General features: G+C 33.1%; 10 protein-coding genes. 5 read left to right on the forward strand and 5 right to left on the reverse strand.

The annotated features are described in order from the left end of the window. Positions 1 to 51 precede the first annotated feature (51 nt). Both BTO05_RS09440 and BTO05_RS09445 read left to right on the forward strand, forming a co-directional pair. Positions 52 to 945, forward strand: a complete 894-nt coding sequence (locus tag BTO05_RS09440; RefSeq protein ID WP_087492429.1) for a M28 family peptidase — start codon at positions 52 to 54, stop codon at positions 943 to 945. Between the two features lie 63 nt (positions 946 to 1008). After that, positions 1009 to 2781 (forward strand): MutS-related protein, encoded by a 1773-nt coding sequence (locus BTO05_RS09445; protein ID WP_087492430.1) that lies wholly within the window; start codon positions 1009 to 1011, stop codon positions 2779 to 2781. Positions 2782 to 2929: 148 nt separating this feature from the next. On the opposite strand, the gene rpmA is transcribed toward BTO05_RS09445, so the two are convergent. Together rpmA and rplU are read right to left on the reverse strand one after the other, a co-directional pair. Next, a complete protein-coding gene (gene rpmA / locus BTO05_RS09450) occupies positions 2930 to 3190 on the reverse strand; it encodes a 50S ribosomal protein L27 (protein WP_087492431.1) in 261 nt (86 codons plus the stop codon). A 40-nt stretch (positions 3191 to 3230) separates the two neighbouring features. Next, positions 3231 to 3929: a 50S ribosomal protein L21 gene (gene rplU, locus BTO05_RS09455; RefSeq protein WP_087492432.1), complete on the reverse strand. Its 699-nt coding sequence runs from the start codon at positions 3927 to 3929 to the stop codon at positions 3231 to 3233. Positions 3930 to 4217: 288 nt separating this feature from the next. Between rplU and BTO05_RS09460 the strand changes: the two genes are divergently transcribed. Beyond that, on the forward strand, positions 4218 to 5534 hold the full coding sequence (locus BTO05_RS09460) for a M16 family metallopeptidase (protein ID WP_087492433.1): 1317 nt from the start codon (positions 4218 to 4220) through the stop codon (positions 5532 to 5534). 1 nt (position 5535) lies between these two features. Then, positions 5536 to 7623: a M16 family metallopeptidase gene (locus BTO05_RS09465; RefSeq protein ID WP_087493326.1), complete on the forward strand. Its 2088-nt coding sequence runs from the start codon at positions 5536 to 5538 to the stop codon at positions 7621 to 7623. Between the two features lie 55 nt (positions 7624 to 7678). On the opposite strand, the gene BTO05_RS09470 is transcribed toward BTO05_RS09465, so the two are convergent. Further along, entirely contained in the window at positions 7679 to 8557 is an 879-nt protein-coding gene (locus BTO05_RS09470) for a DMT family transporter (protein WP_087492434.1), read from the reverse strand. A 93-nt stretch (positions 8558 to 8650) separates the two neighbouring features. Between BTO05_RS09470 and BTO05_RS09475 the strand changes: the two genes are divergently transcribed. Then, on the forward strand, positions 8651 to 9175 hold the full coding sequence (locus BTO05_RS09475; RefSeq protein WP_087492435.1) for a cation transporter: 525 nt from the start codon (positions 8651 to 8653) through the stop codon (positions 9173 to 9175). An 88-nt stretch (positions 9176 to 9263) separates the two neighbouring features. Here the strand turns inward: BTO05_RS09475 and BTO05_RS09480 are convergent, their stop codons facing one another. Beyond that, a complete protein-coding gene (locus BTO05_RS09480) occupies positions 9264 to 9626 on the reverse strand; it encodes a hypothetical protein (protein WP_087492436.1) in 363 nt (120 codons plus the stop codon). Positions 9627 to 9689: 63 nt separating this feature from the next. Further along, positions 9690 to 11090, reverse strand: coding sequence for a DUF5689 domain-containing protein (locus BTO05_RS09485; RefSeq protein ID WP_087492437.1), 1401 nt, complete (start codon positions 11088 to 11090; stop codon positions 9690 to 9692). Positions 11091 to 11095 lie beyond the last annotated feature (5 nt).

Genomic DNA, 11095 nt, shown 5'->3' on the forward strand with positions numbered 1-11095 from the left:
AATTTTATCTTAGGATTTTTTATTTATTTTAATGCTAAATCAACATCAATCATGAAATATATAGTAAAATCTATCATCTGTATCTTATTAGTTCTTCAAATAGGATATGCTCAGGATAATAAATTTAATGAAGACAAGCTTTTAGATAGATTGGAGGTTTTAAGCTCAGATAAATTTGAAGGAAGAAGAACAGGAGAAAAAGGGAATGATTTAGGAAGAGCTTTTATTATAAAAGAGTTTAAAGATTTAGGAGTGGACGCCTTTAATGGAAGCTATGAGCACGCCTTTTCCTTCGATTCAAGAGTAGGAAGCTTTAGTGCAAAAAACGTTTTAGGAATAGTAAAAGGTACAGAATTTCCTGATAAATATATTGTCATTAGTGCACACCATGACCATTTAGGAAAGTCTGGTGACAAAATATTCAATGGAGCTGATGATGACGCTTCAGGAGTTTCGGCATTATTTGCATTTGCTGAGTATTTAAAAAAGAATCCACCAAGACATTCTATAATATTAGCTGCTTTTGATGCAGAAGAATTAGGACTCAGAGGTGCAAAATATTTTGTTGAAAAAATGAAAGAATCTAATATTGTAGCTAACATAAATATGGATATGATTAGCCGAAGTGCTAAAAACGAATTGTACGTAGTTGGAAGTCGATACAATAAAGGCTTAAAAGCTATAATTGAAGAATTTAAAAACCCAACAGATACAAAGTTATTAGTTGGTCATGATGGGACAGATGGTAAACAAGATTGGACTTTTTCTTCTGACCATGGTCCTTTTCATCGTGCAAAAATCCCATTTTTGTATTTTGGAAATGAAGACCATGCAGCTTACCATAAACCTTCTGATGACTTCAAAGACATAACACCTAAGTTTTATAAAAATGCAGTTTCGATAATTATTTCAGTATTTAGAGATTTAGATGCTAAAGGATTATAATTGCACGTTAATATTAAGTTTCAAAGATTTTGTTTTTAGTATATTTCGGCAATAGAAATAACGATGCAGAATCCTTCAGAATTTTACAAAAGTCAACTAGAAAGTCACAACAATAAATCTAAAGCCTTATTTAAAACTTTAAGTCTTTATAGTGTTCTAAGGCTTTCTGTTTTTGTCTTAACTAGTATCGGGATTTACTTTACTTTCAAGCAATGGCAACTTGCAGTTGCTATTGGAATTATAGGAGTTATTATTTTTTTATTCCTACTCTCAAAGTATACCGATTTAAAACTCGAAAGGCAGCGTTTTAAACGTTTAATAAAAATAAACGAAGAAGAAATTGCGATTGCTTCAGGAAATTTCCATGAAAGAAGTGATGGTTCAGAATTTCAGAACCCCAAGCATTTTTACAGTTTAGATATTGATTTATTTGGTGTAGGCTCTTTTTTTCAGTTTACAAATAGGACTACGATAAAAGAAGGTACCCGAAAGTTTGCTCAAAGCCTTTTAGCTAACCAAATTAAAGATATACCTAAACGTCAAGAAGCTATAAAGGAGTTGGGGAAAAATCCAAAGTGGTATCAAAATTATAGAGCCATAGCCCAAGGTGTTGAAGCAGAATATTCTGCAAAGTCCATAATAAAATGGTTAAAGGACTACAAACCATTTTTAAGCAAAACATGGTTTTATATAACGTTAGCATTTAGTTTGCTGTCATTAGTGATAGCTGGTCTTGCAATTGCCGAAATTATTCCGGTAGGATTTTTAGGGTATTGGCTTATTTTGGGCTTAGGAATCACAGTAAAATTCCTCAAAAAAATAAATGAATTATCACAACACTCATCAAAAGCAAAAGATACTTTTAGACAATATGCTTTGCTTCTTAAGCAGATTGAAATAAAAGAATTTTCTTCGCAACTATTACAAGAACAACAGTGTAAAATTCAATTAGAAGGTCAGAAGGCTTCAGCAATTTTTGCAAAGTTATCAAAACGCATAGATACTTTAGACAATAGGAATAATTTGATTTCTGCAATTTTTGGAAATGGTTATTTTCTATCAGACATTAGACAAACTTACTATATTGAAAACTGGATAAAAACCTACGCTGATAAAGTTGAAGATTGGTTTGAAGTCGTGACGTTTTTTGATGCATATAATAGCTTGGGAAGTTATGCGTTTAATCACCAACAATTCTGCTATCCTAAAATCTCCTCAGAATCACATACGATTTTAGCCTCTGAACTGGGACATCCTTTATTAGCCGAAGAAAAACGTATTAATAGTGATTTAGAGCTAAAAGAAGAGGAGTTTTTCATAATAACTGGGGCAAATATGGCAGGAAAAAGTACGTTTTTAAGAACTGTAGCTTTGCATATAGTTATGGCTAATGTTGGATTACCCGTTTGTGCAAAACAAAGCAAGTATAAACCGATTAAACTTATAACAAGTATGCGTACTACAGACTCATTAACTGACGATAGCAGTTACTTTTTTAGTGAGTTAACACGCCTAAAATTTGTTGTAGATACCATTGAAAAAGATAATAATTACTTTATCATCCTTGACGAAATTTTAAAAGGTACAAACAGTACAGACAAAGCTATTGGCTCAAGGAAATTTGTAGAAAAATTAGTAAAGCTTAATGCTACAGGTATTATCGCTACACATGATTTGAGTCTCACAGAAATTGAAAGCCAATTAGATGCGGTTAAAAATTACTTCTTTGATGCGCAAATTGTAAACGACGAGCTCTACTTTGATTATAAACTTAAGCAAGGTGTTTGCCAGAACATGAACGCTAGCTTTCTCTTGAAGAAGATGGAGATTGTTTAATAGCAATAGCAGAGTATAAATGTCATTCAGAGCAAAGTGAAGAATCTCTTTTCAAAACTTAAAGATTCTTCATCCCATTCAGAATTACAAAAACAAAAAACCCTTTCTAATTTAGAAAGGGTTTTTTAATTCTTAAAAGAAAGGTCTACTAAGCTTCAAAAGGCTCAATAGAAACATAAGATCTGTTGTCTTTTTTCTTTGTAAATTTCACTAAACCATCAACCTTTGCATGCAAAGTATGGTCTTTTCCTTGATATACATTTTCACCTGGGTGATGTGTATTACCACGTTGTCTTAAAATGATGTTTCCAGCGATAGCAGCTTGTCCACCAAAAATCTTAACACCTAAGCGTTTCGATTCTGATTCTCTACCGTTTTTAGAACTACCAACTCCTTTTTTATGAGCCATTGTCTTAAGGTTTTATATTGTTATACTTAAGTGATTGCAATTAAGCTTTACCACCATCTAATTCGTCTTGCCATTTTTTAAGCTCGTCCCAATTACCATCTGCAGCTAATTTAGCTTGCTTTGGCCAAGTATCAGTAACATGGTTACCACGAACTCCAGCGATAATTTCGGAAATTGCGGCTGGCTTAGTTTTAGCTAAATCAGCAAAAGTAGCGATACCTGCTTCTACTAAAGTAGATGCGATTTTTGGTCCAATACCTTCAATTTTCTTTAAATCATCAGCTTTACCTGTTGCTTTCTTAGCAGCTGGTTTTGCAGCAGCCTTCTTAGGAGCAGCTTTCTCAGCTTTAGGAGCAGCAGCTTTTGCTTCTACTTTTTTAGGTTCAGCCTTCTTAGTTTCTTTTTTTGGAGCAGCTTTTTTAGCTCCAGAAGCTTTAATGCTTTCGATTACGATTTCTGTTAAAGATTGTCTGTGTCCATTTTTAACACGGTAACCTTTACGTCTTTTCTTTTTGAAAACAATAACCTTGTCACCTTTAAGGTGCTTTAAGACTTTTGCACTTACTTGTGCTCCGTCTATAGCTGGGGCGCCTATAGTTGTATTGTCACCATCACCAATTAAAAGAACGTTATCGAAATTTACTTTCTTACCTTCTTCTGTTTGCAAACGGTTAACAAAAACTTTTTGGTCTTTTTCAACTTTGAATTGATGCCCTGCTATCTCTACAATTGCGTACATAGCGTAACGTTTTTATTAATTTGTTTTTATATCAAAATAGCCTTCTTCTCAGAAAGCGGATGCAAATATACGCTTAAATTCCTAATTCACAAACGTTTTAAATGATTTGACAAGCTTTTAAATACTTAAATAATAACGATGATAAGTACGTCATATTCACTAATAAGATTATTTCACATTTTATTTAGATTGAAAAGTGTATTTGTTCACTATTTTTGTAAGACTTGCTGTAACAAATAGTTGTTTGGCAAGACAAACACTTGAAACTTTTATTAAAAAACACTAAAAATGAAAAAAAGCTTATTAAGTCTAGCGCTTTTGATGTTTGTAGGATACTCTTCTACGGCCCAAAAGGTAGAGTTTGAAGAATTTGATTTAGATAACGGACTGCATGTTATCTTACATCAAGATAATACAGCACCTGTTGTCATTACATCTGTAATGTATGATGTTGGAGGAAAAGACCGTGAAAAGAATCGTACTGGTTTTGCACATTTTTTTGAACACCTTTTATTTGAAGGCTCAGAGAATATTGAACGTGGGGAGTTTATGAAAATTATACCAGCCAATGGTGGAACCTTTAATGCTAATACCTCCCAAGATAGAACTTACTACTACGAAATATTCCCTTCTAACAAATTAGAATTAGGATTATGGCTAGAATCAGAGCGTATGTTACATCCTGTAATAGACCAAGTTGGTGTTGATACACAGAATGAAGTTGTAAAAGAAGAAAAACGTCAAAGTTATGATAGACCTTATGGCAAAATATTAGAAGAGATAGGTCTAAATTTATTTGAGGTACATCCTTATAAAGACCCGAATATTGGCTATATGAAGGATTTAGATGCTGCTACTCTGGATCAGTTCAATGCTTATTTCGATAAATATTATGGCCCTAATAATGCTGTGTTAATTGTAGCAGGAGATATTGATACTGCCAAAACTAAAGAGATGGTTAAGGAATACTTTAGTGAAGTAAAAGCTAGACCAGAAGTGGTTAGAAATTTTCCTAAAGAAACACCTATAACAGAAACAAAAAAGGTTAAAGCTTATGATGCTAATATCCAGATTCCTGCTATCATTGCAGCGTACAGATTACCAGGACAAGCAACCAGAGATGCTTTTGTATTAGATATGATTTCTACATATTTAAGCGGTGGAAAAAGTTCTGTATTGTATAAAAAAATTGTCGATCAACAAAAACAAGCATTACAAGTACAAGCGGTAAATCTTGGACAGGTAGACCATAATATTTTTGCTCTTTTTGCTTTACCTCAAGGAGATGTTCCATTAGATACATTACTTTCTGAAATGGATGAGGAAATCAAAAAAATGCAAACCGAATTAATTTCTGAGCGTGATTATCAAAAACTACAAAATCAATTCGAGAATCAGTTTGTAAGCTCTAATTCTAGTGTTGCAGGTATTGCAAGTTCATTAGCAACATATTATATGTTATATGGAGATGTTAATTTAATAAATACACAATTAGATTTATACAAGTCTATAACTAGAGAAGAAATTAGAGATGTAGCGGCTAAGTATTTAAGCCCAAATCAACGCGTAGAAATTCAGTATTTACCTAAAAAAGATGACAAATAAGATGAAGACATTAAAACTAAAATTAGCTGCGTTTATAGGTATGGCTCTATTGTCATTTGGAGTAAACGCACAATTAGACAGGTCTCAAATGCCAGAAGCTGGACCAGAACCAGTAATTAATTTAGAAGACCCGCAAGAGTTTAAACTAAAGAATGGGATTACCGTAATGGTAGTCGAAAATAACAAGCTACCAAGAGTATCTTACCAATTAAGTATAGACAATAAGCCTTATGCTGAAGGTGATAAAGCAGGTGTTGCAAGCTTACTTTCTGCAATGTTAGGAAATGGAACAACTAATATTTCTAAGGATGATTTTAATGAAGAAGTAGACTTCTTAGGAGCCAATATTTCTTTTGGATCTAGTGGAGGTTTTGGTAGTGGGTTAGTTAAATATTCTGACCGTATTGTAGAGTTAATGGCAGATGCAACAATCAATCCTTTACTAACCGAAGAAGAGTTTAAAAAGGAAAAGGATAAATTAATCGAAAATTTAAAATCGAATGCCAAAAGTTCGGATGCTGTTGCAGGTCGTGTTGTAGGTGCTTTAGCTTATGGTAAAAATCATGTTTATGGAGAGTTTACTACTGAAGAAACTGTAAATAACGTAACATTCCAAGATGTTTTAGATTTTTACAAAATTAGATTTGCACCAAACAATGCTTACATTGTTGTTGTTGGAGATATTTCTGTAAAAGACGCCAAAAAGCAAATGAAAAAATATTTTGGCAAGTGGGAAAAAGTAAATTTAAAAGAGTTACCAGCGCCAGAATTAACAGCAAATGTATCTTCTCCAGAAATCAATTTTGTAGATATGCCAAATGCAACGCAGTCAAACATATCAGTAACTAATAATGTAGACTTAAAGCAAAGTGATAAAGATTATTTTGCAGCATTAATGGCAAATAACATCCTTGGTGGTGGTGGTGAAGGTTATTTATTTAAAAACCTTCGTGAAGACAAAGGTTATACATATGGCGCATATTCTAGTTTAGGAGCTAGTCGTTATGGTGTATCTCGTTTTAATGCAAGTGCAAAAGTACGTAATGTTGTTACAGATAGTGCTGTAGTTGAGTTTTTAAAAGAAATTAAGCGTATCCGTACAGAACCAGTTGAAGCACAAACCTTAGACAATGCAAAGGCAAAATATGTTGGTCGTTTTGTGATGGCTTTAGAGCGCCCTCAAACTATTGCTAACTACGCTCTAAACAAAAGAAGAAATAATTTACCAGATGACTTTTATTCAAACTATTTAGAAAACATTAATAATGTTTCTGTTGAAGATGTTCAACGTGTTGCAAACAAATACTTTAGTTTAGATAACTCAAGAATTGTTGTTGTAGGTAAAGGAAGTGAAGTTTTAGATAATCTTGAGAAAGTTGGTATACCAATTAAATACTATGACAAGTATGCAACAGCCACAGATAAACCAGTATTTTCTAAGCCATTACCAGAAGGTTTAACAGCGTCTGATGTAGTTAAAAATTACGTAAAAGCTGTTGGTGGTGAAGCTAAATTAAGAGAGGTAAAATCTACGTTATCTGTTGCAGAAGTTACTATTGCAGGAGCACCTTTTAAGCCAAAAGCAGTTATAAAACAGATGGCTCCAAATATGTATTCTATGGAAATGTCTGTAGAAGGTATGGGTACATTATACAAGCAAAAGTTTGATGGTAAGTCAGGTTTCCAAGAGCAGCAAGGACGAAAAATTCCTATGTCAGATGATGATGTATCTTCTAGAAAAAAGACACAAGGACTTTTTCCTGAGATATATATGGAAGCTTCAAATATCGAATTAGAAAGCTTAACTGATGTAGATGGTGTAGACGCCTACAAAATAATCTCTACAGAAGACGGTAAAAAAACAACACGATTTTATGCAGCAGATTCTGGTTTATTAATCAGAACTGAAAGTGTGACTGAAGTTCAAGGACAGTCTATAACATCTATCACTGAATACTCAAATTATAAAGAAATTAAAGGTGTTATGATGCCAGGTAAAATGAAGATTACAAATGGTCCTCAAGTTATTGAGATGGACATTACTGAAATTAAAATCAATGAAGGTGTAACTGCCGAGGATTTTAATTAAGAATCTTTAAATACATAAAATCAAAACCGAAGCCAATTAATTGGTTTCGGTTTTTTTATTTCCTTTTTCTGTTAGCAATATAAACGCCAGCTAAGATAATTGCGGTTGCAATGGCTTGAAGAGGTGTAAAAGTTTCGCCGTCAGTTATTCCCCAAATAACTGCAACAATAGGCATTAGATATGTGACAGAAGTTGCAAATACAGGTGTTGAAATTTGTACGAGTTTAAAAAAGAAAACTTTAGCTAATGCCGTCCCAAATATGGATAAAATACAGATATAAATAAGAGATTCATAGAATGCTTCAGATTCAAAAGTCTTAGCAGTAAAAAAGTCCGTAAACAATAAGACTACAAACGCCGGAACAACAATAAACACATAATTACCTGCAGCAATGGTTAATGGTTTTACACTTTGTAAGTGTCGTTTAATAATATTTACGTTAGCAGCATACATTAGCGTAGCTATGATAATGTAAGCTGCATAGAGATAGTTTTGGTTTGGGTTAATATCTGCACCTTTTAGAATTAAGATTGCTGTACCAATAAAACCAATTATAACACCAAGAACTTGACGTTTAGTAGAAGCGATTTTAAAAATCGCAGCACCCATTAAAACAGTATTTAAAGGTACAAGAGAATTTAATATAGAGGTAATTGCACTGTCGATTTCAGTTTCGGCAATAGCAAACAAAAAGGCAGGAAAAAAAGAACCCAAAAAACCAGAAATGATAATCCATTTCCACTTAGCCTTATCAATTTTCTTTAAGCCTTTGTAAGCAAATGCAATTAAAATAATTCCGCTTAAAACGTTACGCAAACCCCCAATCTGATATGCTGTTAATCCTAATAAAGACTTTTTAATCAGAATGAAAGAACTACCCCAAATTATAGATAAAATAATGAGATAGAACCACTTAATGTTAACGTTTTTCATATAATGCTGGTTAGCGGTCACAAAATTCGTTAATTATTTTTCAAGAAACTGTGTATTTCTTAGATTTGTTTCAAACTTAGAATCAATATAGTTATGAAAATATTTAAAAGTGTTATAGTTATTATCGCAGTTGCTTTTTCAGTTATTGCTTGTAAAAATAATGCAGAGCCAGAGGTGAAAACTGTATCAGTCGAAACATCGAAAAAAGAAACAGTGAGTCAGTTAGACCCAAATGCAACTTATGCTAAAGTTGAGTTTAATATTAAAGGAATGACTTGTGCCGTTGGTTGTGCGAAAACTATAGAAAAGAAAATGGCTAAGCTAGAAGGCGTAAAAATGGCTAAAGTCGATTTTGATAAAGAACTTGCTATGGTAGAGTTTGACGAAGCTAAAGTGACACCAAAAACCCTAAAAGAAGCTGTTGCTAAAGTAAGCGACATCTACAAGGTTGAAGAAATTAAAACAGTTGATGTATTCTCAACAGAAAAAAAACAAGAAGCTAAAATGGCTTGTAAGCCTGATTGCAAAATGGACTGCTGTAAAGATAAAGCAGAAAAGTCAAAAATGAGTTGTGCTAAAGATTGTGAAAAAGAATGTTGTAAAGCTGAAAAAGCTTAAAAGACTCGAAAGAAAATAATTATATAAACGCTATCCTCATGGGTGGCGTTTTTTTTACACTTATAATTAAAGAATTATACTCTAAGGATTATATAGCTTGAAAGAAAACATAAGCAAGAACAATAAAAGCAACAGGAACAACGACAAGTTTCCATACTTGTAGTTTTTGCTTTTTTGACTTTGCGTTTAAGACATTTCGGCGTTTACCATTATACCGCATCCAATTTTTTAAGTAAATAAAAAGGATACACAATACAGAAAGGGTAATCGCTTTTTCTAAATTCACTTTACCTATGTTAAGTTGACTAGAAAAAGCAGCGAAGAAACACGCTAAAAGTGCATAAAAAGCAATTTCAGTTATACAGATATACTGTAGGGCTAAAGACATAGCTTTTCTACCAAACTTAGGTTTAGTAACATTAAGAAACGTAATATAGAAAGAGTCAAACATAATGATAAAAATAAAAAAACCGCATCTAGTTTAGATGCGGTTTTTTATCAAACTTTATAATGTTTATTGAACGCTGATTTTTACATCATCAATATCAATAGTCATATTTTGATTAGCAGTATCACTACCTGTATACTTAAATGCTATGTAAGCATTTCCAGTAACAGCAGATAAGTCTATCTCTCCAGAGTTAACGAACGTAAACCAGTTACCAGAATCTACAATATAACTTTTTGTAAATGGCATAGATGTCCAAGTTGCAGTTAATACACCAGCTTCGGTACCATCAAAATCATTAGAATATAAAACTTCCATTGGGTCATGACCTGCATCTGGGAAAGCGTGTTGCATTTCAAAAGTCAATACTTCACCAGTTTGCGCATCCATATCAATACTTGGTGTAATTAACCAACCAATGTTAGAAGAATCACCTGAACTAAAGGCAGAGAATCTTGCAGTTCCGTTTCCACTAAATACATCTTCAGACCATAATCTAGATCCAGCTTCTGCAAAGTTAATCCAACCTGGAGTATCAAAAGTAGTGTTATCTGTAGCCTCTTGGAAATCTGCTCCAAATACTGGGTCACAACGTTGACCAGTCATATCAATTGTTTCTGGTGTATTTACAACAACGTTAAATTCGTCACCAAAAAAGTTTTTCTGTAAAACAGCTATCATAGAACCTTTACCTTCAGGTAATGATAAGGCTTTAAAATCTGCAAAAGTACTAGTTGCAAACGTAGTTGATGTACCAGTAGAACAATCTTCTAAAGTACGCTCACCATCAAATTGGTCAAAACCTTCTGACGCATAACTTAATGCATTTGGGCCAACAGCTTGAGATTTTAGGAACTGTACATCATTTAATTTAATAAGTAAGTTTGTTTTATCATCAGTAAAGTCAGCAACACCAATTTCAAGAGGTGTCATAGTAGCTACTTCAGCAGATCTAAGAATAAAGTCGTTTTCTGAAGGTGCAGGTATTTTACCAATACGGTCTCCGTCTTTTGGTCCAATAGTTAAAACACCATTAGAAATTGCAGTAGATAAACCATTTACTTTTACATATACTTTACGACCTACTTCGTAACGGATAAATAATGGGTTGACATCAACAAGTACTCTAATTCCATCAGTTGGGTTTTCTGTAGCATTCTGAAGTATTATTTCTTCAAAATAATTCCCTCCTTCGTCAGAAGAGATTACATAACCAGTAACAAATTGGTCAGGACCATCAGTAGGGTATGTATAAATTGTATCGTCATCAGAATAGTCTAATGCAGTGTTACCTTGTTCTTGAGCTAATTGGCCAGCTACAGAACTTATTTCTATGGTACTACCTGTTAATACTGGTTCTACAACAGCAGTATTAGGGATACTAAAATCGTCATCCTCTACACAACTATTAAATACGACTAAACCTATTAGTAAAAGGATTAATTTGTTAATTTTTAAAGTTTTCATTTTTA

Origin of the sequence: Winogradskyella sp. PC-19 (genome assembly GCF_002163855.1) — a bacterium.
GTDB lineage: Bacteria > Bacteroidota > Bacteroidia > Flavobacteriales > Flavobacteriaceae > Winogradskyella.

Coding starts and splice junctions, on each gene's coding strand:
- BTO05_RS09440 (WP_087492429.1), top strand. CDS start 52: ATGAAATATATAGTAAAATCTATCATCTGTATCTTATTAGTTCTTCAA.
- BTO05_RS09445 (WP_087492430.1), top strand. CDS start 1,009: ATGCAGAATCCTTCAGAATTTTACAAAAGTCAACTAGAAAGTCACAAC.
- rpmA (WP_087492431.1), bottom strand. CDS start 3,190: ATGGCTCATAAAAAAGGAGTTGGTAGTTCTAAAAACGGTAGAGAATCA.
- rplU (WP_087492432.1), bottom strand. CDS start 3,929: ATGTACGCAATTGTAGAGATAGCAGGGCATCAATTCAAAGTTGAAAAA.
- BTO05_RS09460 (WP_087492433.1), top strand. CDS start 4,218: ATGAAAAAAAGCTTATTAAGTCTAGCGCTTTTGATGTTTGTAGGATAC.
- BTO05_RS09465 (WP_087493326.1), top strand. CDS start 5,536: ATGAAGACATTAAAACTAAAATTAGCTGCGTTTATAGGTATGGCTCTA.
- BTO05_RS09470 (WP_087492434.1), bottom strand. CDS start 8,557: ATGAAAAACGTTAACATTAAGTGGTTCTATCTCATTATTTTATCTATA.
- BTO05_RS09475 (WP_087492435.1), top strand. CDS start 8,651: ATGAAAATATTTAAAAGTGTTATAGTTATTATCGCAGTTGCTTTTTCA.
- BTO05_RS09480 (WP_087492436.1), bottom strand. CDS start 9,626: ATGTTTGACTCTTTCTATATTACGTTTCTTAATGTTACTAAACCTAAG.
- BTO05_RS09485 (WP_087492437.1), bottom strand. CDS start 11,090: ATGAAAACTTTAAAAATTAACAAATTAATCCTTTTACTAATAGGTTTA.